We start from the raw sequence: 25,366 nt of genomic DNA on the forward strand, positions 1-25,366 counted from the left end.
CATGTTCAAAATGGACTTCATCGTCCTCATTGTATTGTTTGTGCCAGTTAATGGAAAAACCGGTCAATTTGACCACCTAATTCCGGAGTAAATTGACCACCCGTTCCGGAGCAAACTGACCACCTAATTCCGGAGCAAATTGACCACCAAGTTTTGTGGTGAATTAAGTATTAAAAACTATTGATTTTTTCATGTTGTTAGAACCATACATTCGTTAAAAATTTACGGATTATGGCAAACAAAATAACAGACATGAGTAAAATTAGAAAAGTAATTAAATTCTATTGTAATGGAAAGAGTAAGTTATTTATAAGTAGCTACTTATCCCTTTCAAGAAATACGGTAAAGAAATATATTTCTTTATTTGAAGTTCTCGAATTAAGCTTTGAATTAATCGACCAAAAAACCGATGCAGAGCTGGAACTTTTATTCTCCCAGACTAGTGTAGAGGCCATTAGCCCGAGATTACAGACACTTTATGATTTTTTTCCTAAAATGGAACGTGAACTAAAAAAAGTTGGCGTTACCGTACAGCATATGTGGGAACAATATATTGCTGTAAATCCTGATGGTTATCGAACTTCACAATTTCATTATCATTACAATATATGGGGCAAACGAGTTAATCCGGTCATGCATATGAACCATAAGGCTGGTGATAAAATGTATGTTGATTATGCCGGAAAGACACTCTCAATTATTGATATAGATACTGGAGAAGTCAAAGAAGTACAATTTTTTGTAGCAATATTGGGCGCTAGCCAATACACGTATGCTGAAGCTTCCATGAGCCAGCAAAAGGAAAACTTTGTTGACTCGGTAGAAAATGCCATGCGCTTTTTTGAAGGCACTCCTGCCGCCATTGTTCCAGATAATTTAAAATCTGCCGTAATAAAAAGCAGTCGTTTTGAACCGACAATCAATGAAACCCTGGCTGATTTAGCAGAACATTACGAAACCACAATTTTACCTGCCAGAGCTTACAGGCCCAGAGACAAGTCACTAGTTGAAGGAGCTGTTAAGATATTATATCGAAGGATTTATGTAACCATAAAAGAAACTAAGTTCTTTTCTCTGGAAGAATTAAACCAGCAGATCTGGGATTTACTTGACTCTCACAATAACAGAAAACTGACAGGACGCCCTTATTCCCGCTTTGAATTATTTTTAGAAGACGAGAAAGAAAAACTGCGTCCACTCCCACAAGATCGTTTTGAAATTAAATACCAGTCTTTTGCAACAGTAATGCAAAACGGTCATGTTCAATTAAGCCAGGACAAAAACTATTACAGCGTTCCGTATCAATATGTAAAGAAGAAAGCCAAGCTGTTATATACCAAATCAACAGTAGAGATTTATTATAAATACAATCGAATAGCTGTACATCCAAGAAACTACAAACCTTATGTCTATACAACAACTCCTGAGCATTTAGCCAGTACACATCAATTTGTAGCCCAATGGAGTGCTGCCCGCTTCATTGAATGGGCTAATAATATTGATGAGTCAGTAGGAGAATATATAATGCAGATAATCGAAAGCAGAAATCATCCAGAACAGGCTTATAAAAGCTGTTTAGGAATACTGAATTTTGAAAAAAAGGTAGGCAGACAGCGATTAATAAATGCCTGCAGGCGGGCACTTGATTTTAAAATTTACAATTTTAAGACCATACAAAACATTTTAGAAAACAACTTGGATCATATTGATTTTGATCAAGAACCTGAGCAGGAACTTCCCGATCACAGTAACATAAGAGGAAAACACTATTATAACTAAATTAAATCTTGAAAAAATGAATGAATCCACAGTAACCAAAATGAAACAAATGAAGCTTTATGGCATGTTTAATGCTTTTAAAACAGCCATTGAAAGCGGGAAAACAGATCATTATACCCTTGACCAGTTTGTATCGATGATTATTGATGCAGAATGGGATGAAAGGTACAATCGTCGTATTGAACGAAGTATCACTAATGCCAAATTCCATTACAAATCAAATATTGAAAGTATCAATTTTGATGTATCACGTAACCTGGACCGAAACATGGTACTGCGTCTGGCAGAATGCGAATTTATAGAGAAAAACGAAAACATTTTAATCACTGGAAGCACCGGTGTCGGTAAAAGTTATTTAGGTACTGCATTAGGTTATCAAGCCTGTATACAGGGTTTTAAGGTAAGTTATTTTAATACCTCAAAATTGTTCGCTAGACTAAAAATGGCTAAAGCAGATGGTACTTATCTACGGGAACTTACCAAAATACAAAGACAGGATGTTATAATACTTGATGATTTTGGACTCCAGGCACTTGACAGCCATAACCGAATTACTCTTTTAGAGATCATAGAGGACAGGCATAATAACGGCTCTATAATCGTGACATCACAAATACCAGTTCAAGGCTGGTATGATATAATTGGAGAAAAAACGATAGCCGATGCAATATTAGACAGACTTATACACCAATCTCATAGGCTTGAATTACATGGAGAATCCATGAGAAAGAAAAGAGGAATAAACAAAGAGTGATATTTTATTATATTTGAATACTAATTAACAGATGAAAAAATATAGTTTTTAATCAAAACGGAGGTGCTCACTTTGCACCGGAATTAGGTGGTCATTTTGAACTGGAATCAGGTGCTCACTTTAAAACGGAATGGGGTGATCAATATAACCGGAATTTGCAGAACGACTTCTTTGGCATACTTTTTAGGATTACTACAGTACTTCACACAATACTAAAGAAAGGAAATGATCATGTTAAAATGGATTGACGTTGTAAAGTTTGCCAGTGTTGGAAACCCTGTACCCGATACAAGAGTAGAGAAGACCGAAGCAGAGTGGAAAACCATATTAAGCCCGGAAGCATTCAGTATAACCCGCCTTAAAGGTACCGAGCGTGCCCATAGTTCGGATATGTGCTCATTCTTTGAGCCTGGAATATATGCCTGCGTTTGCTGTGGCACCCTGTTATTTGATGGGGATGAAAAATTCGAAAGCGGAACAGGCTGGCCTTCTTTTACACAACCGGTAAAGGAAAATGCAATAGCCTATCACAAAGATAGTACCTTCGGGATGGTTCGTATTGAAGCCCTATGCAATACCTGTGATGCACATCTGGGGCATGTATTCCCCGATGGCCCAAAACCCAGTGGATTACGCTATTGTATGAATGCCGTAGCACTACAAAAGGTGGAAAGTAGGGAAAAGAAACTCACTCTTGGTGGTGGTTGTTTCTGGTGTACCGAAGCAGTTTTTACGCTGCTGAAAGGCGTTTCCAAAGTAGAAAGCGGCTATAGCGGCGGAAAGATTGATAATCCTACCTATCGTGAGATATGCAGTGGGATGACAGGCCATGCTGAAGTAATTGAAATTACCTATAACCCGGATGAAATTACAGTAGAAGATTTGTTGCGAATCCATCTCAGTACACATAATCCCACCACCTTAAACCGTCAGGGTGCTGATACGGGTACTCAGTACCGTAGCATTATTTTTTATCGTAGCGAGGAGGAAAAGGTCGCTGCTCAAAATATAATCGCCGAAATGCAGGAAGTATACGATGCTCCTATTGTAACGGAAGTAAAGGCTTTGGAGCAATTTTACAAAGCGGAGGACTACCACCAGGACTATTACAGCAACAATGCCGAAGCAGGATATTGCCAGGCTGTTATAGATCCGAAACTTCAAAAATTCAAACAGCTTTTTAAAGATAAGCTAAAAGCATAACAGGTGAAATTCGCCTGTTGGATAGTATAATAGATACTCTAATTTATTTATTTGAATCACATGGAAAACAAAAAAAATATAGCCTACTCCATACTGGAACTCGCATTCATATCGAGTGGCACTACTGTTGCAGAAACATATAAAAATAGTCTTGACCTCGCTCAAAAAGCAGAAGCGATGGACTACAGCCGTTTTTGGCTTGCTGAACACCATAATATGATTAGTATCGCCAGTTCGGCCACTTCAGTACTTATCGGTTATATTGCCGGAGGTACTAAAACCATCAAAGTAGGATCAGGAGGCATCATGCTTCCAAACCATTCCTCGCTTATTGTTGCCGAACAGTTTGGAACTTTGGGCACGCTTTATCCCAATCGTATCGATTTAGGGTTAGGCCGCGCTCCCGGCACCGACCAGATTACCGCCCAGGCCATCCGTTCCGACAGGATGCAGGCTGCCAATAATTTTCCGGGAGAAGTAGCGCAGATACAGGAGTATTTTGATGCGGAAAACAGTCATGCGCCAGTACGTGCCATTGTGGCCGAAGGTGTAAATGTGCCACTCTATATCCTGGGATCCAGTACAGACAGTGCCCACCTGGCTGCAAAACTGGGATTACCGTATGTTTTTGCCAGTCATTTTGCAACAGGGCAATTGTTTGAAGCCCTCGATATCTACAGAAGAGAATTCCAACCGTCCGTACATCTCGATAAACCCTATACCATCGCGGGAGTGAATGTAATTGCTGCCGACACCGATGCTGAAGCGGAGGAAAACTTTACATCGCTTTTACGCATGTTTATTGGAGTATTAACTGGAAAACGCGAACATTTGCAACCTCCAATGCCAATGCCGGATGATTTGATGATGTTACAGCACAATCCTGCGCTTCGTGACATGCTTAAATATTCTTTCGTCGGAAGGAAAGAGGCGGTAGCAAAAGAAATTGCCCGTTTCGTGGAACAGACCGGGGTGGACGAGCTGATGGTCGTTACAAACATCCACGGTCATGAAGACCGCGTAAAATCGTATCGTATCGTTGCTGAAATAATGAAAGATTTAAATGCTGCTCCGGTAGCATAATCAAAGCTTACAGTAACTATTCCTGATTTTCTGGAAGTTAAAGATAAGTGTCATACAACCCGGAAGTTATTATCCTTCCGGGTAATGTAAAGGATCAGGCTGGAGGTATTTTATTTTGTGAAACCAAAAGAGGTTGAGCAGCCCCAGGACAATTGAAACTGGAAATAGTACTATATTTCCAAAAATTCCCATCATCAATGTCGCTAACAGGTCTCCCGGACTTTCTATCGTTACGGCAATAGCATTTCCTAAAAGAATGATAATCATACAGCACATTATAGAGATAACAGCCAGTTTTGGTACGGAATGTTTTTGAAAATTCAGATAACGAAACACCAACAGATATACTATAACACAGGCGATAGACATTCCCAGCATTAATGTATAATTAATAGTAGTGCTATACGCATCGGAACCGGCACAGTATAAAATCCCATTACCGATGGCTAAGTTCATCAGTATAGCACTTAAAATGATGAGGTATTTCTTTTGAATTATATCCATTATACTTACAGTAAATTAATTCGGTATACCAATCATTGGTGCCGTTTCTTCATGTTTGCTAAAAAATAGCGTCCTATTTTCTGTATCATACATAACTTCAAGATACTGTTCTAAAAACGCAATTAAGGGTTTAGTACACGCATTATTATTTTTGGATCGGGCCATTTTGAACGATTGATAATCCCCAAATACTACCTGTGGACTTTGGAGATACGGTAGTAAAATCATATAAGTACCATTGATCGTTACTTTGCAATCCCGGTGATTCAGGATAACCTGTACTTTTTTTGCGTCAACAAAATAAAGCATATCAGGCTGATTGGGATTGTCATCCAATAGCAATTCTTTATCCGTAAGGTTGTCAATATTAAAAAACCATTTGGTACCCTTAATAGCATCATTCAGGGTATCGTAGGTAATAGCGGGGGGCGAAGGATAATCTGTCTTTTTCTTTCTCTGGGCAAAAGAAATGCTGGAAACCAAAACCAGGAGTAGGTATAACTTTCTCATAAAATGCAATTTACATTTGGGTGTAAGAAACAAATACATTCCGTACCTGTCATTCAAATATAGCTAAATAGTATAAATTGTATTGAAGTTGCAGTGTATTTCTTATTTTTGATTCAAATCTTATAATTCGTAATGAATGACAGAAGACATTGCCGGACAATTTTACAGTAACCTGCCTTTAAATGATTTACCGCTCAGCGATCTATTAGGCAGAGAAAAATTGTTCCGCCAGGTTCCGGAGAGCTGGCATGTTGTCATTACCGATATTGTAGGGTCAACCCAGGCTGTTTTAGGAGGCAGGCATGAAGACGTAAATCTTATTGCCACTGGCAGTATTGTTGCGGTACTCAACCTCGCTTTTCGCATGCAGATAACCATACCTTTTTTCTTTGGAGGTGACGGGGCAACTTTTATTATTCCAACAGCCTTGATCGATACTGTAATGCAGGCATTGACGCGTTATAGGGAAACGATCTTAGAAAATTTTAATCTTGAACTCCGAACCGGTACCGTACCCGTAGCCGAAATTTATGCTGCCGGGCATGTTATACGAATAGCAAAATACAAGAGTTCCTCCTCCTTTTCCATACCCATAGTATTAGGAAACGGGCTGAATTTCGCAGAATGCCGGATTAAAGGAGGAGATTATCTGTTCTCCGGGGAGCCTCCTGTGGCAATACAGCTTGATCTCAGTGGGATGCAGTGCCGCTGGGATAAAATTCTGCCACCTCAGGATAAAGAAGAAATTGTAACCTTGCTGGTAGTCGCCAAAGATTCCGGGCATCAGGAAAAAGCGTTTGCCATGATTTTGAAAAAAATGGATGAGCTGTATGGTATTCCCGAAAAAAGACAGCCTATTTCTGTAGCACGGCTCAGGCTGAAAACAACATTCAGCCGCCTGGGAGCCGAGATGCGTATCAGGCTGGGAAAGATTAGAGTACTAGAATTGTTGCAAACATGGTTGGCTACTTTATACGGATACATCTATTTTAATACAAAAAAGGGCAGGAAGTACCTGAGGGCACTGGTTGAAATGTCAGATACACTGGTTATAGACGGAAAGATCAATACGGTAATTTCGGGGCGTGCAGCACAGCGGGCTGCCTTACAACTCTTATTGGATCAGATGGAAACAGAAGGATCCATACATTATGGCATGCACATCAGTAAGGCTTCTATAATGTCGTGTTACGTCCGGGATTTGGAAGATGGTCATATCCATTTTGTCGATGGGGCAGAGGGCGGTTATACTAAAGCAGCGGCTATTTTAAAAACCAAACTGGCAGCTCATCCATCATAATTTACTGCAAATCGAGCCTGATGATATCCAGGCTACTAAGCCAGCATAGAGCAATCACCGCTACCTGTAATGAACTATATACATTCGTCAATCTATTGGATACTCTGTTTTAATCCTGTCTTATTCATTAGCAACGCACAAAAAAAATGAGCCGCTTTTTTCTCATAAACATTCTTCATGGATATGATCATGGCTTTGCGTAACATTTTTTTTCCTTTGATGGGGATCACGCATAAATCATCATAATCCTGAACTGTCGTTTTAGCCAATATTGTGTGCCAGTTTCCGGCCTTTACTAATTCCAGCAACGTGGGGATATCGTTAACCTCCACCGGAATATTTGGGATAATGTTGTTTTTAGTAAAAGTCTCATTGATAAATTGCCGTGTACTATAGCCATTGGCAGGCAGTGCTAAAGTGAGTTTTCCAATTTCAGGTAGGGTAATTTCTTTTTTGCTTGCCAACGCATTGTAGGTAGAAGTAATTAAGCATAAAGGCGATTCAAAAAGCAGCTTGTAAGATAAATTTTCATCTGTAGCCTGATCCGCAAAAGTCAATATAAAATCCAATTCAAGTTTGAGTAACTTATGGTATAGTTCTTCGGAAGTACCAAAAACGATTTGTATGGAAATTTTAGGATACAGTTCCAAAAATTGAATCAGGGCGGGAGTAAGGATATACCGAAGGCCATAGGTAACGCCAATATATAATTCCCCGGTCTTTAGGTCCTTTAGGTCTTTCAGTAAGGCCATACCACTGCTGGCCTTGCTTACACTTTGTAGGGCATAGTCATAAAACAGGCTGCCCGCCTCAGTCAAAAGAATCCTTTTTCCTATCCTGTGAAAGAGTGGTGTATCCAACTCAATCTCCAACTGTTTGATTTGTTGCGAAAGCGTACTCTGGCTAATATTAAGTTCTGCAGCTGCAGCCGTAAAATTGAGTAATTCTTTCGCTCTCAGAAAATAGTTAAGCTGTCTAAGTTCCATTTGTTAATCGGTTTTATCGATTGATATTATAGAAAAATAACGTTTTACAAATATAAGGATATTGCTGAAATTTGTAGTGGTAAAGTAGTTAAGACCTTTGCCATTGCGATATGAATATTTTCAGGTCTTTAAAGTATAGAAATTTCAAGTTGTTTTTTTATGGTCAGTCAGTGTCGCTCATGGGAACATGGATGCAAAAAACAGCCGTAAGCTGGCTCGTCTACCGACTGACAGGGTCAGCGTTTCTATTGGGTATGGTAACCTTTGTAAGCCTTATCCCGTCGTTGCTACTCTCCCCGTATGCCGGTAGTTATATTGACCGTCATAACAGGTTTAAGGTAATGGTCAATACACAGATTATTTCGATGCTGCAGGCAGGAGCCCTTGCGGGAATGATCTATTTTCAATACTATAGCATCCCGGCGATTATAGCCCTGAGCCTTTTACAGGGGATTGTAAATTCCTTTGATGTGATCTGCAGGCAAACACTTATGATCGATATGGTTGATAATCCGGAAGACCTTCCCAACGCTATCGCGCTCAATTCTACAATGACCAATCTTGCCCGGATTATTGGCCCGGCACTGGCAGGTTTCATATTGAGTACAGTAGGAGAAGATTTTTGCTTTATTAGTAATTTCATCAGTTATGTTCCTGTTTTAGGCTGCCTTTATATGATGCGTATAAAAGTTGGAGCCACCCCAAGGCAGCAAAATAGTTTATGGATGGAATTAAAAGAAGGATTTGATTACATCGCTGGAGAAAAAGATCTGAAAAGCCTTATTCTGTTACTCGCGATGAGTAGCCTTATAGTGATTCCTTTCACTACCTTGATGCCTATTTTTGCGAAAGACCTCTTCCATGGTACTGCCCGGACATTTAGCCTTTTTGAAAGTGCCATTGGTTTTGGATCCGTTCTTAGCGCCGTATATTTAGCGAATCTGCAATCCAACAAATATTTGATTCGGATCATTATTATCGCAAGCCTGCTTTTTGGCGGCAGTATTCTACTGTTATCGTTTGCCTCCATTTTGCCTTTAGCATTAGCGTTTATGGCACTAAGCGGAATGGGCATGATGGCGCAGACTTCCGCAATAAATACCTATATTCAGACTCATGCTGCTTCACACATGCGGGGGAGGGCGATCAGCTATTTTATTATGGCTTATCAGGGAGTAATCCCCGTGGGGAGTTTAGCAATCGGTATACTGGCAGAAACGCTGGGTCCAAAAGAAGCCGTCGCGATAGCCGGAAGTAGTGGTATTGTCTGTATTTTAGTATTTGCATACTACTGGAAATACAGTGTTACCAAAAATAAGTTCAGCATAGCGTTAGACACGCCAAAAAATTAAAATAATAGACCCATGATAATCATCCCATTGAATGAAGGCATTTTTGCCGTGAGCAAACAAAAAGTATTTGCACCCGTTGCTTCAGAAGATCTGGACCAGGTACCTACGGATAGTTTAAAACTTGCGATCTGCCCTTTTTTGGTAGTGTTGGAGGACGATGTACTCCTGTTGGATACCGGATTGGGATTTATGGATAATGGTGTACCCGCACTTTTTCCGCTGCTGGAAAAAGCAGGATATCATCCGGGACAAATTACAAAAGTCCTGATTTCACACCTCCATAAAGATCATATTGACGGAATCGGGTATCGCGAAACTACAGGTTTTGTACAACATTACCCTAACGCCCAAATTTACATCCAGCAGCAAGAACTGCAGTATGCTTTGGAACAGGAAAATAGTCACTCTTTCAACCCGGAAGTTTTAAAAGAACTGGCAGCCCTTCCCAATGTAGTGTTTTTAGAGGATGAAAAAGGAACTATTGGAACCACTATCTCATATGAGGTTACCGGAGGGCATTCTCCATTCCATCAGGTTTTCTGGATCAGAGAAGCGGGGACAACAGCTTTTTACGGAGCTGATAATCTCCCACAGAAAAACTACCTCAAATTCCACCTGGCTTATAAGACGGACTTCGATGGTAAAAAGGCGATGGAATTACGCCAGCTATGGGAAGAAGAAGCGCATAAAGAACAGTGGGAGGTATTATTCTATCATGATATCAGGGATAATGTTGTCCGGTTTTAGAAATAGCATTTTACGATAGGAACTCACTCAAAAACCGATACGGATACTAACAGGTTGCAGGCTCAGTTTTATTTGATAATTTTGCAAAATGGATACGGACAAGAAACTCAGGGAATTAGAAGGGATGCGTGAAAATAACTGGCAGCGGATTATTTTCGTCCTGCGGAAACACCATGACCTCTGGGCCCAAAAAAATATCAGCCCCGAATTTGGGCCACTCAAAATGTCTTATATGCCAGTCATCTGTAACATCAACCTGGAGGGTAGTTCAGCTGTGGATATTGCCAGGGATTCCATGATCATCAAGCAGGCCATGAGCCGTACTATAAAAGAGCTGGAAGAAAAAGGAATGATTACCAGTACTACCGATGCTTCTGACAAAAGAAGTGAACGGCTCAACCTGACAGAAAGCGGTAAAAAACTCGTACTCGATGCTAATCTCAAATTGGTGGAATTAGTCAAAGAATATGAAAAACTGGTGGGCAGGAAAAACCTTGATACTGCCGTGTCTGTTATTAATACGATTATTAAATACCATGAAAGCCTGAATGACGCAGACAAATTAGAAAATAAATAAGATTTGTTTCCCGCGTCTTACCGCATCTTTTCAATAGCTATAGATTTTGACTTCGATATATAAATCAAATCCATTCCACGAACTTTTGTACTTATTTTAGGCGCTTGAAAATCAACTGATACACCTGTAATGAGTGCTGTTTTAATATTGAATACTACTATTGTTTTCGATACTGCTTTATAAATAAAGTAAACAATGTTTATTATTATTAATTATATTTGCCCGTGGATGAGGTGAACGAAAGATTATGGAGTGGTATTTCAGGATACCATCTTTAGTTTTTCTTTTTATATAATGCATACAACAGTAATTGCAATAACATGGAGCACAACGAAATAAGTTTTATGGATACAAAGATTAAAGTGAATCAAACTTTTACCGCTCAGGATATGCTGGGCCAGGAATATGAAGGGGTAGAATTCAGGAACTGTGTTTTTGCCAGCCTAAGGGGTGTAGACCTCATTTGCTGCCGCTTTGTGAACTGTGACCTTAGTAATATCGATGTGATGAATTCCGGAATGCAGGATGTTACCTTTTTGGATTGCAAAATAATCGGGGTCAACTTTTTTGAGGCCAATGATTTTGGGTTCAGTGTGGATTTTATAGATTCAGTGTTGGATTTTTGTGGCTTTGAAAACATGAAGATCAATAAAAGCACCTTTAGCGGCTGCCGGATACACGGCACAAGTTTTAGGGGAGCAGATCTTTCCAAAGCCAAAATGAGCAAGTGTGACCTGTTGAGCACAGAATTTTCAGCGACCAATATTAGCGGTCTTGATTTCACCAGTTGTACCAACATAACGATGGATCTATCGCTGAACAAAGTAAAAAAGACCAAATTCAGTTCTGCCAGTCTTGGTGGCCTGCTGAGTCATTTTGATATTATCATACAAGAAGCAAAATGATCCAGAGCAATACCATTTATCACGGGGAAGAATTCGTGGGGTTTGAGGGTAGTGGGCTTACCTTTTCCGATAATGCATTTACCGAATGTAGTTTTAAAAAATGCAGATTCAGCAGGGCATATTTCGAGAATTGCCATTTTGACCAGTGTACTTTTGAAGACTGTGACCTCTCCTTGATGACTTACGACGAGAGTAACTTCCATAAGATAGTGATAAAAAGATCAAAGGCAGCCGGTATAAGTTGGGCAGAAGCACTGCCTCCGTTTGCTGTTGATTTTGAAGACAGCGAAATTAGCTATTCCAGTTTTTATGGAAAGGTGCTTAAAAAAGCAAAATTTATTCATTGTACGGCTGAAGAGGTTGATTTTAGCGAATGCCAGCTTACCAATAGCGATTTTAAAGGCACCGATCTTAAGGGAGCACAATTCCATAATAGCGGCCTTGATTTATGCAACTTTGAAGACGCATCCAACTACAGTATCGATATCCGGCACAACACTATTAAAGGGGCGAAATTCTCCCTTCCGGAAGCCTTTAGTTTTTTCAACACATTGGGGATTGATGTGGTCAATCTTGATTCGTTTTAAATAGCGAAACAGAGTTACTTCATTCTGTCATCAGCTAAATAACGACCGAATTCCTTTTATCTACTTGGATTCGATTTTCAGAATTGTTATTTTTGGGTGAGCCGGGTTCCATAATTGAAATACGGCTTTTAACTTAAAAACACCAACTATGTCAATACTAAAAAATAAAAAGAATATACTCGTTTTTGCTTTTTGCATTTTTATTGTATCCATGCTCATCGGAGGATTAGTAGCTTATAATTCAGGGGGTAATTAACGGTGCTTGTTAAGATTTTCTTACAATCCATAACGATTTCGATTAATAGGCTACTTTAGTAGCAACCAAAATTGCCACAATGATCCGCATCCTTACGCCTGCCTTCCGGTCTATACTATTACTGTTGCTCTTTTTTAGTTTCAATGGTAAGGCTCAGGTCATTTTACCCCATGAAAAAGAATTATCCCATCCGGATCAGTATCTTTTTCAGGATATTGATTTTAAAGTAGCGGTGAAAAAAGACAGCATTACATTGTACGGAACCCTTGTCATGCCTAAGGGAAACTTTGATAAATTAGTAATCATTGTTCCCGGAACCGGAGCAGATACACGCTATTCCCACTTTTTGCTGACTGAAGCATTGCTGCAAAATAATATAGCCGTGTACCGTTATGATGATAGGGGAATCGGTCAGTCCGGCGGTAAATACAATGCTGCAAACACTACGGTTACGATGCTCTCCGTAGAATTGTATAGCGCGATCAGAAGAATAAAAGCACTCGGATATACTTCCGGAAAAAAACTCGGATTGATTGGGCACAGCCAGGGCGGCATGGTCACTATGGGGACTATGGAAATGGGCGCTTCTGTTGATTTTCTGATACAGTGGGCTACTGCTGTAGAAAAGTATGGTGCTTTTATAAAATACCAAATCCTGTCAGGGCAGAATAGTTTTGATGATGCCCTGAAATATAACACTACTGAAGAAAAGTTTGCAGTAATGGATGCCTTGCATAAGGTGGTCGAGGAAAATAGGAATGATGAAGACTGGCCACTCTCTAAAAAACTTAACAAAGCGTCTAAAAAAATAGGGTATGACTCCTCCCGATATACCCGTTTCCCTTATCTGACCCTATCTTCCGAAAAAGATTTTGTACGCAAAAATTTTGAACCAGCCTATCAGTCACTCAAAATACCCACTTTGTATATTGTGGGAATTAAAGATACTTTTGTCAGTGCAGAAGCAGAAACCAAAGTATTGGAAAGTTTTAATAACGACGCCATAACAATCGTAAAAATGGATGGGCTGACACACTATTTAACCCAGCCTGACCTGACTCCTGAAACCATGTACCAGATCGATCCGGCAGCAGTTCGAATAATCTTAAATTGGATTACGGAAAAGGTGGATACACTCTAAATCAGGCTGAGTTTTAAATATGATGTATAAATTAAACAGATAATTGCGGCTCTTTTAGTAAGGTAAAGTCGAATCATCGAAACTTAATTACATATTATAATGTAGTATGGTGATCATTCTTACTATATTGTCCATCTTTTCGGTCACTTTGGCTGGGTAGCCATACTGATTGTATTCGTATTCATATGTGATGGAGCCGTCTGATAGTATATTATTTTTGGAATATGGGCTTGTATTTAAATATACCTTAGGAAACAGAATTAATAAAGGATTTTTTTTAGTGTCATAATCATTGAATTCTGTTGATTGTGTGTTAGAGGAAGTTATTGTTATTCTCTTAGATAAATTCCCATCTGCATTATATTCGTATTTTAATTCAGATAGTACACTTCCATTTGAGCCATATTTCTTGTGGTTAATTACCCTGCCTTCAGAATTATAAGCATAAACATTATTAAATGTTCCAGAATTATCAACCTCTAAGCTACTTGCGATTTTTCCATCCGAATAAGTAAAGGTTTGGATTGCGGTATGATCATCCAGATTCGATTCGTTAGGGCTTCTGCTAATTATTTTTACTAATAATGAATTTTCATAGATATATTCAGCTGTTTCTCCACCAGTAGTGCTTCCAACACGATTGTATAGAACACCGGAAAGTTGGTTATTAGTATAAGTGTAAGTAGTATTAAACTCAGAGTCAAAATTATTGTAATAGGACTTAATATTTGTGCTGATCAATTTTAGATTGACTGGTGTACCGGGTTCAGGATTCACAGGAGTAGCTTCTGAATCGGAGTCGGAGGAGCAGGAATAAAGGATTGCAAAAGCAAATAAAAATAAAGTGATTTTTTTCATAAAGTGATAATATTCGATTTTTGGCAAATGTAAAAAATGAATGCTAAGGTTGAATAGATTATTTAATTTATTAGGAAAATAATTATTTTATTGAAAAATCACTATTTATTACGATGGTTTAAAAATCTTTGCGGGAGTAAATTATTGCTATAGCTTTTAAAATGTAAGAGAAATAATCTTTACCAAACAATTATTAATTTATGTAACGGTCTTCTTTGAGTATTTTAACGCGTTATCCAATCTCTGGTCACTATGGAAAGAAATACTAAAAGTGAAATCATAGGTTCCCTGATGTAAAGCTAACTATATGACGTCCTGAATTGCAAGGGGGAAACATTGGTTTTGCTTTTGAACAATTTGTTGAAGGATTGCGGGTATTCGAAGCCCAGGCGGTAGGCAATTTCACTCACTGACAGTGAAGTTGTGGTTAGGATTTCTTTTGCTTTTTCAATCAGAGCTGCATGGATGTGTTGCTGGGTGCTTTGCCCGGTCAAAGAGCGTAACATATCACTGAGGTAATTGGGCGAAAGATGAAGCTGCTCCGAGAGATAGGCAACAGTAGGCAGACCGGATTCCTGTACTTTTTCGCTATTAAAATAATTCGATAGTAATTTTTCAACCTCCACTAAGAGATCACTATTAACCGATTTTCGGGTAATAAACTGCCGGTTGTAAAAGCGGTTGCAATAATTCAGCAGCAATTCGATATAGGAGATGATGACATCCTGGCTGTAATGATCGATAACCGAAGCATATTCCCCTTTGATATTTTCCATAATGGAATCGATACTTATTTCTTCCTTTTCAGAAAGATGCAGGGCTTCATTTACCGCATAGGAAAAATAACCATAGTCTTTTATCGTTTTGGAGAGTGTATAATTCCGAAGGAAATCAGGATGTACGACCAGCCACCAGCCGGAAATTTTCATTTCAGGATTGATATCGGTAGTGATCACCTGGCCGGGGGAGAAAAAAGTCATAATCCCTTCATCAAAATCATAATACTGCTGCCCATAGCGCATCTTGCCGTGAAAATTTTTCTTCAGTGCAATGCAATAGAAATTATAAGCGACAGACCGGAGGCTCTCGTCATCAAAACACATGGTGTCTTCAAATTTGATAACACTGACCAATGGATGCTCCGGTTTGCCCAACTGCAGTAACCGGTGCAATTCTGTAATGGATTGGATAGTATAGGGGGTAACCGCTTTTTTCATAAGATTAAAGGTAAATCATTTCAACACAACACCCAAAGAGGATTTAGGTTAATCAAAATCAGTGGAAAGGGTGATCGATTTCCACGCCGCTATTTCTTCCTGTTCTTTCTGGCGGTGTTCCATAACCATGGTATAAGTATCCGGACCCAATAACAGATGTAAAGGTGGATGGCTGAGATGGCTAAGGTCGACCAGGATTTTGACCAGTTTTTCAGGATCGCCCTGTTGTTGCCCGCTAAATTCTGTCCACTGCGCTTCGGCAGCATCTAAATTGTACACAGGGATTCTGTTTTTCGCAAAAGTAAGCGAACCTTTATCCATGAAATTAGTCCTGAATTGTCCCGGTGCCACTACAGTAACCTTAATACCAAAAGGTTTAGCTTCTGCTGCTAAGGCTTCGGATATCCCAATGACAGCAAATTTGGACGCATTATAGCTGGCAGCATTTGCAAAACCAACATAACCCGCATTGGATGAGATGGTTATAAAATGGCCTGACTGTTGTTTTCTGAAATGCGGCATTACAGCCCGGATGACATTTACCGTTCCAAAAACATTGACATCAATCGTTTGCCGAAATTCAAGATCTGTCATTTCTTCGAGGCTGCCCACCAAAGAGTAACCGGCATTGGTAACCACAACATCCAGCCTGCCAAATGCACGGATTGTTTTGGCTACCGCTGCAGCCACACTTTCATCCGCAGTCAGGTCTACTGCTAAAGGGAGTAGCATATCGGGATAAGCGTCGTAAAGCTGTTGTAGTGCTGCGATATTCCGTGTTGTTGCGGCCACTTTATGGCCCTTGGATAATAATAGGGTAATCAATGCCAGTCCGAGGCCTTTGGAAGCTCCGGTGACAAACCATACTTTTTGGGAATTATTTTGAGGATTCATAGTATTCTGTTTTAATTAGTACGGCAAAGTTCCTGTAATTGATTCGTCAAAAAGTATCCAGATCCCTTGAAAGTGTATCCGGATTTCAGGAAAGGTAGGGGCAGTTTTTATCAGTAATACTTTTCATACTCCACAAATAATAATATCTTTGAGTAGGAGCCATGTTATTTTTCTGTTGCAAATCGTAAAAAAACAGGATGTTTTGCCCGATCATCGTATGTTGGTATCGATTGATGCTGCTTCTTAAAAGAGTCTCACTTCAGTTATAAATAAACAGATCGCATAGGATAATCAATATTGCCGATGCTGCTGTGTCCCATTTATTATAACGTAAAAAAACATGAGTATGAATACTGAAATTGCAATAGGCATTTTGGGAGCCATTTTATCTTCCTTATCATTTTTGCCTCAGGTACTAAAAATCTGGAAAACAAAATCAGCCAATGACCTTTCCCTCCCGACCATTTTACTATTAGCTGCCAATGCGGCAACCTGGCTTACTTACGGAATGCTTAAAGACGCGATGCCACTGGCCATAACCAATGCCATTATGCTGTCTATGCTGCTTATCATTATCTTTTTCAAGTATAAATTCCGGAAGAATAAGAAATAATCAGGCTATTATACAATCGTAAATAAAAGCTTTACCGTTGAAGTTTGGGTAGGATTACAGTAAATGTGGCACCTTCAAATTGTTCTGAAGTTGCGTATATTTCACCAGCATGGTTTTGTACGATTTTTTTACAAATTGCCAACCCTATCCCCGTACCGATGTATTCCGTTTTGGCGTGTAACCTTTGGAAAATATGAAAGATTTTATCGGCATACTGCGGGTCAAATCCGATTCCATTATCTTTAAATGTGATTTTGATGTAGTCTACTGTTGTATCCAGGTTGTGCTGTTTTTTCTCTTCATTGGGAAGTGTACTGCCTGTAATGACTATTCTGGGATGACTATCAGGAAAGGAATACTTCAGGGCGTTTGAAATTAAATTGCCAAAGAGCTGTGACATCTGTAATGGCTTGGCTTGGATAGTGGCTAAACCCGAAAAAGTGATTTCAGCATTTTTCTGTTCGATCTGCAGTTCAAATTCATTCATGATCTCGTCGGCTACCTGCCTCAGATCGACACGTTCGAAATCATCATTGGCATTGGATAATTGGGAATACCCCAGTATATCCCGTATGAGTACGGTCATTCGTGTAGTGGAATCCTTAATGCGGTCAATGTACGTAAGTGACTTGGCATTGATCGTTTCCAGGCTATTCTCCAGGATTTCCATAAAAATGGATATTTTTCGGATCGGTTCCTGTAAATCATGGGAGGCAATATAGGCAAACTGCCGAAGTTCCTGATTGTTTGCTTCTAAGTTTTGATTGGCCGCCTGCAGCTCCAGGGTGCGTTCCAGTACTTTGCTCTCCAATTCATTCTGTACTTTTCGCTGTTTTGTAATATCCTGTGCCGTACCGCTCATATAGTCCGGATTACCGCTGCTATCATAAAAGAGTTGGGCTGTGGCATGAATAATCATTGGAGCACCCGTTTCTTGATTGATGATTTCATATTCATCATCATAGATGCTTTTTGATTTGGTATAGAGTACCTGGTTTAATGAATTGCGGACATTGTCGCGGCGTTCCGGTACAATGGCATTATAAAAATCTTCGATCGAGCATTGGGATTCAGTGATGCCGATCCAGTTCTTAAAACGATCCGAGCAGCTGAAAATATTCGATTTGGAATCGAGGCGCCAGGTGGCCAGTTCGGCCAATTCAATAGCATTGTGTAAAGCGACCTGGCTATCTTCAATCTTTTTACGGGACACTACCTGTTCCGTTACTTCTACGGCCACCACCAATACCCCAATAACCTGTTGTTGGGTATTCAGGCGGGGTTGGTAGTTGAAGTCAATATAAATGGTTTCCATTTTATTGTTTCGCAATATTCTAACGGTAAGTTCTTTCGCAATATACGGTATGCCAGTGCTAAATACACCTTCCAGCAATTCCTCAAAGCCCTGCCCCTCAAGTTCCGGTACAGCAGTCAATAACGGTTTGCCAATCAATTCTTCCGGTGGGCGCCCGACGATCATGCCATAGAAGGGATTTGCCATAGTAAACGTATAACCTTCGTGTGCAATCATGGCAATAGCCACTGGTGATTCTTCAAAAGAAGCCAGCAATTCCCGTTGATTTTCTTCTATTTTCTGCCGGGCCATTACCTGGTCGGTTACATCCACAGACATGTTCATGACACCATAAATGCTGCCATCGGCGTTGCGTAAAGGTTTGTAGGTAAAATCAAAATAATAAGTATCCATCCGTCCTTCAAGATCCAGTAGGACAGGGGCACCTTTATCAGTATAAGCGATTCCCGTACTATAAACTTCGTCTAATATTTTCAAAAAAGGCTGTCCAATCAATTCCGGGACACCCACTTCAAGTGGAAGGCCCATCACACTCCGGTCTTTACCCCAGTACCCAATCATAATATCATTGGCAATGGCAACAGTCATGTCCCGGCCTGCAAAAAGGCAGGTGGCCACCGGTGCCTGTTCGATGATGGATTTGAAAAGTTCTTCCCGTTGCTTTTGCTCACTAATATCCTGGAAGGTACCATTGATCTGATACGTTTCATTTTCTGCATTGCGCCACGATTTACCTTTAGCCCTCAAAATACGTTCCTGCCCTGTTATGGGATGTGCAATCGTAAATTCAATGTCATAATCACCAATAGGATCAGTAACTGCACTATTGATGGCTTTGATAACCCGCTGCCTGTCTTTTTCAGCTACGACAGCAATCGCATCTGATAATTCATTTTCTGAAGCAGAAGTACTGCCAAGCCACTCTTTTAAGCGGGAATTGGCGGTGAACCTGCCAGTAGCAATAGTAAGTTCCCAGGTTCCTAATTCAGTTGCCTCAATGGCAAATTCCAATTGCGATTTGCCCTCTTCAATACGCTTTAAGTTTTTTATTTTTTCTGTCGTTTCGGTACATACTACCAATACTCCTGTAATTATGCCTTCATCATTTTGCACCGGGCTGTAGCTAAAGGTCCAATAAACATCTTCCATCCTGCCATTTCGAAATATCGGCAACAGCAAATCGTCATACCACACACTCTCTCCTGTAGTCCGTACTTTATCAATCAGCGGGAAAATAAAATCCCAGATTTCCGGCCAGCAATCCTCTCCTTTTTGTCCCATCGCTGTGGGATGCTTACCATCATTCCCCAGGCTGGGCCTGTAGGCATCGTTGTAAAACTGGATAAGATCATCACCCCACCACAGGAACATAGGAAATTTTGAAGAGACAATTAAGGATACGGTATTCCGAAGACTGATGGGCCATTCGTCCGGATGGCCTACTGAAGTGGTTTCCCAGTCGAAGTTTTGAATCAAAGTAGCACACTCACCAATAGGCTGTACAGGAAAAATAGTAGTATTAGGTGTTTTATTTTGCAATCGTATTGATGTATTTAATGGGAAATTGGGGTAAAATTTCGAGGTCAGACCCTTTTGGAACTAAGCCCATCACGATTTGATAGATTAAAAATACTTATAGTTTTTCGGATTACCATAATTTAGGGGAAGCTATTTTTAGTTTTTTGTAAATAGGGGAATTGTGGAAAATGAACTTATGTGGTGTTTTTCATATTCCATTGTTTTTAATACCTTTAAAGCATGTTTGAATTACTTCATAAAAATATAGAAAAGCACATCCGGATCAGTGACCGTGAATTTGAGGTTTTCGCCTCCCATTTCCATCCAGTTTCCATAAAAAAGAAAGAATTCCTGCTTCAGGAAGGCAGTGTATGTTCCTTTGAAGCCTTTGTGACCAAAGGCTGTTTTCGGATATTTTATACCGGGGCATCCGGGAATGAACAAATTTTATATTTTGCGATTGAAGATTGGTGGGCCACAGATATTGATAGTTTTATGAATCAGGTTCCTTCTATATTCACTATTGAAGCCTTAGAAGATTGTGAAGTCCTTACTATTACCAAAAAGGATAAAGAGGCACTTTACGAGGAGCTGCCCATAGTCGAAAAATTATTCCGGATCATGAACCAAAAAACGTTGGTTGCTTTTCAGCGCCGGCTTATTTCATCCCATGGGCAAACGGCTGACAAGCGGTATTTGGAATTTTTAAACAAATACCCCGCATTGGAACAACGAATCACCCAACAACAAATTGCAGCTTATCTCGGTATCTCGTTTGAATTCCTGAGTAAGATCCGAAAGAAACTCTACAAAGGCTAAAGCAGCCGCCTGAAAAAGTGCTTTTTGAACTAGTTCAAAATTTCCCTCCGATTACCATCCTACTTTTGCCCTGTTAAACACTAATAAATAGGAAGTATGAAAAGAGCACTCGTATTAATTGACCTTCAAAATGATTATTTTGAAACCGGAACCCACACCCTGCATTACCCTGATGCCGCCGTGCAAAATGCCCAAAAAGTCTTGGAGCATGCGCGTGATAACCACATCCCCGTGATTCATGTCCAGCATATTGCCACCAACGAAGGGGCGGATTTTTTCCTCCCGGGGACTGCAGGTGCTGCCATTCATGAAGCTGTGCAGCCACTGGCTGAGGAGAAAGTAATTGTGAAACACTATCCGAATAGTTTCCGGGAAACCAGTTTACAGGATTACCTTAAAAACATCAGCATTAGCGAACTGATACTATGCGGAATGATGACTGATGTCTGTGTGGCAGCTACTGTAAGGGCTGCCATGGATTTGGGCTATACCACTACCGTATTGGGGGATGCCTGTACTACCGAAGACCGGGAACTCTACGGGGAAAAAGTAGCAGCGGAAACCGTACACCAGAGCTGCCTTGCAGGACTTACAGCATTGGGAAACCTGTATGCGACCGTAAAGACAACACAGGATTTTTTAAAAGGATAAAGATCCGGTTGCAGTTGAAATAAATAAAAATAACAGATTAAAACTATTAAAATGAAAAACAGGCAACGTTACTATTGGCTTTATGCCGTACTATTCTTTTATATTGCAGGAACGCTACAGGCACAAAATCAACCTGACGCAGCAACTACAGCGCTGGTGGTTATTGATGTGCAAAATGATTACTTTCCGGGAGGGAAAATGACTTTAAATGGTGCTGATGAGGCAGCGGCCAATACAGCTTTGCTGTTGCAGAAATTCCGTTCTGAAAAAAGAACCATTATTCATATCCAGCACATTGGCCCGGAGACAGCTCCATTTTTAGCAACGGGTACTGTGGGTGCCGAACTGTATCATAAAGTAGCACCACTTCCCGGGGAAAAAGTAATTACGAAGCAATATCCTAACAGCTTTCGCGAAACAGCATTATTGGCGTACCTGAAAGAAAAGCACATAACCCATCTTGTTATCGCAGGGATGATGACCGACGTTTGTGTGGATGCAACAGTACGGGCTGCGAAAGATTTTGATTTGAATACCATTGTTATTGGTGATGCGTGTGCCACAAAAGAACGAACGCTGTATGGAAAAGTAATTCCTGCACACCAGATCCATACGGCTTACCTCGCCGGACTCACCGCTGTAGGGAACCTGTATGCCGAAGTTTGGCAGACAAAGGATTATTTAAGCCGCAGTAAATAGTAGTATAGCATTAGTATCGATGCCGTCAGCACACACTGATGGTATCGTGATGTGTCCCAAACCCATATATCCCTCTGACAGTAGCAGTTGCTGGATATTTGTAGTAAATCATCCTGTTATTTAAGCTGGATAGCCCAAAATAAACCAGGGATAAACTACCACTATGACCCGGAAATTGCACTTCATAACCAGGATTTCGGTGTCTATAAGCCCGATTTTGCGATTTTTAAGTAGGATAGCCTACCTATAGCACCACAAAATCGGGCTTTATAAATAGGAGGTCCTGCTTCCTGAGTGGGATCTTGGGCTACTGTAGGTAGGGCACCGCAAGTAATAAATAGGAGGAAGTGTTTCTTAAACCAGAATTTCAGGCTACAGGATTGGTAAAAGTAGCAGGTGTAGTAGCAGATTTGGTAACAAAAGCGGACTATACCTTGTATTCATAATTATTGTCCTTCCTAAAACAGGTTTATATAGCACTATCGCGTATAGCATCAGGTTGACATAACAGGATAGGGAAGGACTATGACCTTTTTATGCAATAAGGCTCCTGAAAAGGAGCCTTTATGGTATTCATTTTTTTTAATGCAGGTACACCCAATCACCGGATTTGAAAATCATATTCTCGATGTAATGGTTATACTTCTTATTAATAATATAGACGATACACAGGTATTCTTCTTCTGTTTCAGGATTCGCCCTGATGCTTTTTTTATCCTCATCTACATTGATCTTTACTGTCCCTTCTCCCGATTTTTTACCCGATGCCAGTTCTATGATACGATCGCGGGTCGTCCAAATGTAATTGGTATAGGCACCATAAAATTCAGTAGATACAATTTCAGGTGTACCATATACATCGGTAAGCTTTTTTACAGTTTTTTCAAAGTCATCCGGAGAAGTTATTTCGGAAACACCACACACGGCAATGAATTCATGCTTTTTGGTTTCCATGACACTAAACCGGTTACAGTCGATACTATAATATTTAGCTATGGGCTTATTTTTCCAGAAAGCCATATTCCAGCTGTAGCCAAAAGAATGTGGATCATTGCTATAGGCATCATGATCCATGTCATTAGAGTATAATGTATCCAGTTGAGCACCATAATCATCGTTATACTTGGTTTTGAAATCCTTTTGTAACTTTTTTGAATCAAAATGCTCCGGTAAGGTGTCGAGATCAATCAGTGTGTTCCAGAAGGTGAAATACAGTACAGCGGTTAATGCTACTGCAACTAAAATTAAAGGGGTGAGATACTTTTTCATAGGCTAAGATTTGGATTGATATGGGGGAAGGCAGGTATTATTAATCACCTGGTATTCAAATATACTGGAATTTATAAGAATTTGGGAGTCTGTTTTTTTAAATGGGTTTAATTACCTGATTAATCAGTCCTGCAAAGGGCGGAAGTGGATTTATTACGGCACAGGATTTTTTATAGGATCATTATTGTTTTATTATTTTCGATTGTGATTGCTGTAAAAAGTACTAACTTTAATCACCACGACTTTAAAACAAACCAGTAATGATCAGAAAAATTATAGTACCGTTTTTAGTATTTGCTTTGATGTCCTGCAGTAAAAAATCAGATACACTGGGGGAAAATTCACAATTTGATATGGAGCAAATTACTTTTAAGGAACAGCCTCTTGTCCTATTGAAAAACAGCATTGATTCCAGTTTTTATAATTTTGGTGCCTCACCCTATACCCCGGGTTTCGAATACCCAAAGGATCATTTAGTGCAACCCTGGAACGGAGCGGATTCTCATTATGGCTATAGCTATTTCAGTAAAGAAATAAAAGGCATCGCCCGATGCTACGAATGGGATTTTGATGTTATTGGATTTCTGGTAGATAAAAAACAAACACTGGTGGCAGTTACAGCTTATGGTAGTTTTAAGGATAGAAAGACCTTTGAAGATATGGTAGCCTACCTGAATCTCAATTATGGGGATCCTACTTTTCAGGATACGTCAGAGGCTCCAGCCTATTATGAATGGACCTTAAAAGACCGGATCATCCAGATCCAGTACCAGGAGAGCGATGAGTTGACGCTAAGTGCCGGACAGCCGGACATCACAAAATCGGTCCATCAGGTGTCGCTATTGGTTTTTGAAAAAAGCCATGCCGATGCGATCCAGAAGACGGAGATGGATAACTTTTATGCTAACCGTACCTATAAAACTATAAATGGGAATTTCAGTATCTTATCCCATTATATCACTTATAATGAAAAGCTTTCTGAAGCACTATTTTATTATTTGGGAAATGGAAAAAAGATGCCAGTTGAACAACAGCCTTAAGGATTGAGGTATTCATTACCTTCGGTATCCAGATAGCCTTTCCGGCCATCAGGAAGCTCAATGCCCGCCAGGTAATGGTCAAAGCGGCCTAACATAGTATACTTTACGGCTGATAGGCCATAATATCCTTTTAGCTTTCCTTTTTTTAAAGCAGCCAGCGCCTGGGAAAAGGCAATGAAATCGTAATCGTCATGAGCCGGGTCATTCAGGATAAAATAGCGCCCGTCTTTGATGTAGGCTATAATTGATGGATCGGCTTTGCTCATTTTACCTATATTAAAATCCCCTGTAAAATTAAAAACTGTTTTTTTATTCAGGAAGAAAACGCGGTCTGCATCTTTCTTTGAAATCCGGGCGATTTCTCTCGGAGGGATTTTGCCATCACGGTTGAAATACGTCTCTCTTTGCAATATGATAAAATGGTTGGCTGTTTCTTTAATACGGAGTTCATAATCAGCGACTGTACCACAAAGTAGAATAGGAATAGGCTCCAGTGTGTTTTTTCGCTTCAGTTTTTCGTCTAAGAAATACATTGTTCCATTTTCGTCGATCACCTGCAGCCCATTTCCGACAGGTAGGCAAAACCGGAGATCCTTTTGGACTATTTTGTTCCCTTTTTTCAGGTAATAGGTCTTTGTGCCTGCTTTCTGAAAGACTGTGTAGTTATTTTCTGAAAAGAGTAATTTGTCTTTGGACTGACCATTTACCATTGTTACCGTAAGGGTACAACAGAACAGTAGTAACATCGTATAATAGCGCATGATTTTCCGGTTTAATATCAAATATACT

The 25,366-nt window shown here is 39.9% G+C and carries 24 protein-coding genes and 2 pseudogenes; 17 read left to right on the forward strand and 9 right to left on the reverse strand.

Translation table 11 applies throughout. The annotated features are described in order from the left end of the window. Positions 1 to 231: 231 nt before the first annotated feature. The 5 genes and pseudogenes from istA to FK004_RS12690 all read left to right on the forward strand — a co-directional run bounded on the left by istA (position 232) and on the right by FK004_RS12690 (position 4,819). The gene (istA, locus tag FK004_RS12675) at positions 232 to 1,779 is read left to right on the forward strand and encodes an IS21 family transposase (protein WP_108735486.1); all 1,548 of its coding nucleotides are present in this window, start codon (positions 232 to 234) and stop codon (positions 1,777 to 1,779) included. Between the two features lie 16 nt (positions 1,780 to 1,795). After that, positions 1,796 to 2,533, forward strand: a complete 738-nt coding sequence (gene istB, locus FK004_RS12680) for an IS21-like element helper ATPase IstB (protein WP_056251131.1) — start codon at positions 1,796 to 1,798, stop codon at positions 2,531 to 2,533. Between the two features lie 231 nt (positions 2,534 to 2,764). Further along, positions 2,765 to 3,205, forward strand: a pseudogene (gene msrB, locus FK004_RS19565) (peptide-methionine (R)-S-oxide reductase MsrB); the annotation flags it as partial. Positions 3,206 to 3,226: 21 nt separating this feature from the next. Continuing rightward, positions 3,227 to 3,736: pseudogene (gene msrA, locus FK004_RS19570) on the forward strand (peptide-methionine (S)-S-oxide reductase MsrA); the annotation flags it as partial. Between the two features lie 60 nt (positions 3,737 to 3,796). Next, positions 3,797 to 4,819 (forward strand): LLM class flavin-dependent oxidoreductase, encoded by a 1,023-nt coding sequence (locus FK004_RS12690; RefSeq protein ID WP_108737584.1) that lies wholly within the window; start codon positions 3,797 to 3,799, stop codon positions 4,817 to 4,819. A gap of 69 nt (positions 4,820 to 4,888) precedes the next feature. Here the strand turns inward: FK004_RS12690 and FK004_RS12695 are convergent, their stop codons facing one another. Both FK004_RS12695 and FK004_RS12700 read right to left on the reverse strand, forming a co-directional pair. Beyond that, positions 4,889 to 5,323, reverse strand: coding sequence for a hypothetical protein (locus tag FK004_RS12695; protein WP_108737585.1), 435 nt, complete (start codon positions 5,321 to 5,323; stop codon positions 4,889 to 4,891). Between the two features lie 15 nt (positions 5,324 to 5,338). After that, on the reverse strand, positions 5,339 to 5,833 hold the full coding sequence (locus tag FK004_RS12700) for a hypothetical protein (RefSeq protein ID WP_108737586.1): 495 nt from the start codon (positions 5,831 to 5,833) through the stop codon (positions 5,339 to 5,341). A gap of 136 nt (positions 5,834 to 5,969) precedes the next feature. Between FK004_RS12700 and FK004_RS12705 the strand changes: the two genes are divergently transcribed. Then, positions 5,970 to 7,133, forward strand: coding sequence for a DUF3095 domain-containing protein (locus FK004_RS12705; protein WP_108737587.1), 1,164 nt, complete (start codon positions 5,970 to 5,972; stop codon positions 7,131 to 7,133). 92 nt (positions 7,134 to 7,225) lie between these two features. Here the strand turns inward: FK004_RS12705 and FK004_RS12710 are convergent, their stop codons facing one another. After that, the gene (locus tag FK004_RS12710; RefSeq protein WP_108737588.1) at positions 7,226 to 8,119 is read right to left on the reverse strand and encodes a LysR substrate-binding domain-containing protein; all 894 of its coding nucleotides are present in this window, start codon (positions 8,117 to 8,119) and stop codon (positions 7,226 to 7,228) included. Positions 8,120 to 8,229: 110 nt separating this feature from the next. Here FK004_RS12710 and FK004_RS12715 point away from each other — a divergent pair, with 110 nt between their 5' ends. From FK004_RS12715 to FK004_RS12740, 6 genes are all read left to right on the forward strand, one after another. Continuing rightward, positions 8,230 to 9,471: an MFS transporter gene (locus FK004_RS12715; protein ID WP_108737589.1), complete on the forward strand. Its 1,242-nt coding sequence runs from the start codon at positions 8,230 to 8,232 to the stop codon at positions 9,469 to 9,471. 12 nt (positions 9,472 to 9,483) lie between these two features. After that, on the forward strand, positions 9,484 to 10,218 hold the full coding sequence (locus tag FK004_RS12720; protein ID WP_108737590.1) for an MBL fold metallo-hydrolase: 735 nt from the start codon (positions 9,484 to 9,486) through the stop codon (positions 10,216 to 10,218). Between the two features lie 88 nt (positions 10,219 to 10,306). Next, complete coding sequence (locus tag FK004_RS12725; RefSeq protein WP_108737591.1) at positions 10,307 to 10,795, forward strand: MarR family winged helix-turn-helix transcriptional regulator; 489 nt, start codon at positions 10,307 to 10,309, stop codon at positions 10,793 to 10,795. Between the two features lie 344 nt (positions 10,796 to 11,139). Continuing rightward, positions 11,140 to 11,700, forward strand: a complete 561-nt coding sequence (locus tag FK004_RS12730) for a pentapeptide repeat-containing protein (protein WP_170108557.1) — start codon at positions 11,140 to 11,142, stop codon at positions 11,698 to 11,700. Then, complete coding sequence (locus FK004_RS12735) at positions 11,697 to 12,287, forward strand: pentapeptide repeat-containing protein (protein ID WP_108737593.1); 591 nt, start codon at positions 11,697 to 11,699, stop codon at positions 12,285 to 12,287. The genes FK004_RS12730 and FK004_RS12735 overlap by 4 nt, the downstream gene beginning before the upstream one ends. A gap of 335 nt (positions 12,288 to 12,622) precedes the next feature. Then, the gene (locus tag FK004_RS12740) at positions 12,623 to 13,684 is read left to right on the forward strand and encodes an alpha/beta hydrolase (protein ID WP_108737594.1); all 1,062 of its coding nucleotides are present in this window, start codon (positions 12,623 to 12,625) and stop codon (positions 13,682 to 13,684) included. Positions 13,685 to 13,771: 87 nt separating this feature from the next. Here the strand turns inward: FK004_RS12740 and FK004_RS12745 are convergent, their stop codons facing one another. The 3 genes from FK004_RS12745 to FK004_RS12755 all read right to left on the reverse strand — a co-directional run bounded on the left by FK004_RS12745 (position 13,772) and on the right by FK004_RS12755 (position 16,653). Continuing rightward, positions 13,772 to 14,542, reverse strand: coding sequence for a hypothetical protein (locus FK004_RS12745; protein ID WP_108737595.1), 771 nt, complete (start codon positions 14,540 to 14,542; stop codon positions 13,772 to 13,774). Positions 14,543 to 14,841: 299 nt separating this feature from the next. After that, positions 14,842 to 15,759 (reverse strand): helix-turn-helix domain-containing protein, encoded by a 918-nt coding sequence (locus FK004_RS12750; protein ID WP_108737596.1) that lies wholly within the window; start codon positions 15,757 to 15,759, stop codon positions 14,842 to 14,844. A 48-nt stretch (positions 15,760 to 15,807) separates the two neighbouring features. Continuing rightward, a complete protein-coding gene (locus tag FK004_RS12755) occupies positions 15,808 to 16,653 on the reverse strand; it encodes an SDR family NAD(P)-dependent oxidoreductase (protein ID WP_108737597.1) in 846 nt (281 codons plus the stop codon). Positions 16,654 to 16,999: 346 nt separating this feature from the next. On the opposite strand from FK004_RS12755, the gene FK004_RS12760 reads away from it, so the two are divergent. Beyond that, a complete protein-coding gene (locus FK004_RS12760; RefSeq protein ID WP_157956103.1) occupies positions 17,000 to 17,266 on the forward strand; it encodes a SemiSWEET family sugar transporter in 267 nt (88 codons plus the stop codon). A 31-nt stretch (positions 17,267 to 17,297) separates the two neighbouring features. Here FK004_RS12760 and FK004_RS12765 read toward each other — a convergent pair whose 3' ends face one another. Further along, on the reverse strand, positions 17,298 to 20,120 hold the full coding sequence (locus FK004_RS12765) for a PAS domain-containing sensor histidine kinase (protein ID WP_108737599.1): 2,823 nt from the start codon (positions 20,118 to 20,120) through the stop codon (positions 17,298 to 17,300). 219 nt (positions 20,121 to 20,339) lie between these two features. On the opposite strand from FK004_RS12765, the gene FK004_RS12770 reads away from it, so the two are divergent. The 3 genes from FK004_RS12770 (at position 20,340) to FK004_RS12780 (ending at position 22,268) form a co-directional block, all read left to right on the forward strand. Then, a complete protein-coding gene (locus FK004_RS12770; RefSeq protein WP_108737600.1) occupies positions 20,340 to 20,918 on the forward strand; it encodes a Crp/Fnr family transcriptional regulator in 579 nt (192 codons plus the stop codon). Positions 20,919 to 21,014: 96 nt separating this feature from the next. Then, a complete protein-coding gene (locus FK004_RS12775; RefSeq protein WP_108737601.1) occupies positions 21,015 to 21,569 on the forward strand; it encodes a cysteine hydrolase family protein in 555 nt (184 codons plus the stop codon). Positions 21,570 to 21,620: 51 nt separating this feature from the next. Continuing rightward, positions 21,621 to 22,268 carry a cysteine hydrolase family protein gene (locus FK004_RS12780; RefSeq protein WP_108737602.1) on the forward strand — a complete coding sequence of 216 codons (648 nt, stop codon included), beginning with the start codon at positions 21,621 to 21,623 and terminating at the stop codon, positions 22,266 to 22,268. A gap of 582 nt (positions 22,269 to 22,850) precedes the next feature. Here FK004_RS12780 and FK004_RS12785 read toward each other — a convergent pair. Continuing rightward, the gene (locus FK004_RS12785; RefSeq protein ID WP_108737603.1) at positions 22,851 to 23,537 is read right to left on the reverse strand and encodes a hypothetical protein; all 687 of its coding nucleotides are present in this window, start codon (positions 23,535 to 23,537) and stop codon (positions 22,851 to 22,853) included. 260 nt (positions 23,538 to 23,797) lie between these two features. On the opposite strand from FK004_RS12785, the gene FK004_RS12790 reads away from it, so the two are divergent. After that, positions 23,798 to 24,577: a hypothetical protein gene (locus FK004_RS12790; protein WP_108737604.1), complete on the forward strand. Its 780-nt coding sequence runs from the start codon at positions 23,798 to 23,800 to the stop codon at positions 24,575 to 24,577. Here FK004_RS12790 and FK004_RS12795 read toward each other — a convergent pair. Then, complete coding sequence (locus FK004_RS12795; RefSeq protein WP_108737605.1) at positions 24,574 to 25,338, reverse strand: hypothetical protein; 765 nt, start codon at positions 25,336 to 25,338, stop codon at positions 24,574 to 24,576. The two genes, FK004_RS12790 and FK004_RS12795, sit on opposite strands and share 4 nt — an antisense overlap. Positions 25,339 to 25,366: the final 28 nt, after the last annotated feature.

The sequence above is a fragment of the Flavobacterium kingsejongi genome (genome assembly GCF_003076475.1).
GTDB lineage: Bacteria > Bacteroidota > Bacteroidia > Flavobacteriales > Flavobacteriaceae > Flavobacterium > Flavobacterium kingsejongi.

What these genes read in the sequence shown, in the direction of transcription:
- istA (WP_108735486.1), top strand. Translation starts at nt 232, where the DNA reads ATGGCAAACAAAATAACAGACATGAGTAAAATTAGAAAAGTAATTAAA.
- istB (WP_056251131.1), top strand. Translation starts at nt 1,796, where the DNA reads ATGAATGAATCCACAGTAACCAAAATGAAACAAATGAAGCTTTATGGC.
- FK004_RS12690 (WP_108737584.1), top strand. Translation starts at nt 3,797, where the DNA reads ATGGAAAACAAAAAAAATATAGCCTACTCCATACTGGAACTCGCATTC.
- FK004_RS12695 (WP_108737585.1), bottom strand. Translation starts at nt 5,323, where the DNA reads ATGGATATAATTCAAAAGAAATACCTCATCATTTTAAGTGCTATACTG.
- FK004_RS12700 (WP_108737586.1), bottom strand. Translation starts at nt 5,833, where the DNA reads ATGAGAAAGTTATACCTACTCCTGGTTTTGGTTTCCAGCATTTCTTTT.
- FK004_RS12705 (WP_108737587.1), top strand. Translation starts at nt 5,970, where the DNA reads ATGACAGAAGACATTGCCGGACAATTTTACAGTAACCTGCCTTTAAAT.
- FK004_RS12710 (WP_108737588.1), bottom strand. Translation starts at nt 8,119, where the DNA reads ATGGAACTTAGACAGCTTAACTATTTTCTGAGAGCGAAAGAATTACTC.
- FK004_RS12715 (WP_108737589.1), top strand. Translation starts at nt 8,230, where the DNA reads ATGAATATTTTCAGGTCTTTAAAGTATAGAAATTTCAAGTTGTTTTTT.
- FK004_RS12720 (WP_108737590.1), top strand. Translation starts at nt 9,484, where the DNA reads ATGATAATCATCCCATTGAATGAAGGCATTTTTGCCGTGAGCAAACAA.
- FK004_RS12725 (WP_108737591.1), top strand. Translation starts at nt 10,307, where the DNA reads ATGGATACGGACAAGAAACTCAGGGAATTAGAAGGGATGCGTGAAAAT.
- FK004_RS12730 (WP_170108557.1), top strand. Translation starts at nt 11,140, where the DNA reads ATGGATACAAAGATTAAAGTGAATCAAACTTTTACCGCTCAGGATATG.
- FK004_RS12735 (WP_108737593.1), top strand. Translation starts at nt 11,697, where the DNA reads ATGATCCAGAGCAATACCATTTATCACGGGGAAGAATTCGTGGGGTTT.
- FK004_RS12740 (WP_108737594.1), top strand. Translation starts at nt 12,623, where the DNA reads ATGATCCGCATCCTTACGCCTGCCTTCCGGTCTATACTATTACTGTTG.
- FK004_RS12745 (WP_108737595.1), bottom strand. Translation starts at nt 14,542, where the DNA reads ATGAAAAAAATCACTTTATTTTTATTTGCTTTTGCAATCCTTTATTCC.
- FK004_RS12750 (WP_108737596.1), bottom strand. Translation starts at nt 15,759, where the DNA reads ATGAAAAAAGCGGTTACCCCCTATACTATCCAATCCATTACAGAATTG.
- FK004_RS12755 (WP_108737597.1), bottom strand. Translation starts at nt 16,653, where the DNA reads ATGAATCCTCAAAATAATTCCCAAAAAGTATGGTTTGTCACCGGAGCT.
- FK004_RS12760 (WP_157956103.1), top strand. Translation starts at nt 17,000, where the DNA reads ATGAATACTGAAATTGCAATAGGCATTTTGGGAGCCATTTTATCTTCC.
- FK004_RS12770 (WP_108737600.1), top strand. Translation starts at nt 20,340, where the DNA reads ATGTTTGAATTACTTCATAAAAATATAGAAAAGCACATCCGGATCAGT.
- FK004_RS12775 (WP_108737601.1), top strand. Translation starts at nt 21,015, where the DNA reads ATGAAAAGAGCACTCGTATTAATTGACCTTCAAAATGATTATTTTGAA.
- FK004_RS12780 (WP_108737602.1), top strand. Translation starts at nt 21,621, where the DNA reads ATGAAAAACAGGCAACGTTACTATTGGCTTTATGCCGTACTATTCTTT.
- FK004_RS12785 (WP_108737603.1), bottom strand. Translation starts at nt 23,537, where the DNA reads ATGAAAAAGTATCTCACCCCTTTAATTTTAGTTGCAGTAGCATTAACC.
- FK004_RS12790 (WP_108737604.1), top strand. Translation starts at nt 23,798, where the DNA reads ATGATCAGAAAAATTATAGTACCGTTTTTAGTATTTGCTTTGATGTCC.
- FK004_RS12795 (WP_108737605.1), bottom strand. Translation starts at nt 25,338, where the DNA reads ATGCGCTATTATACGATGTTACTACTGTTCTGTTGTACCCTTACGGTA.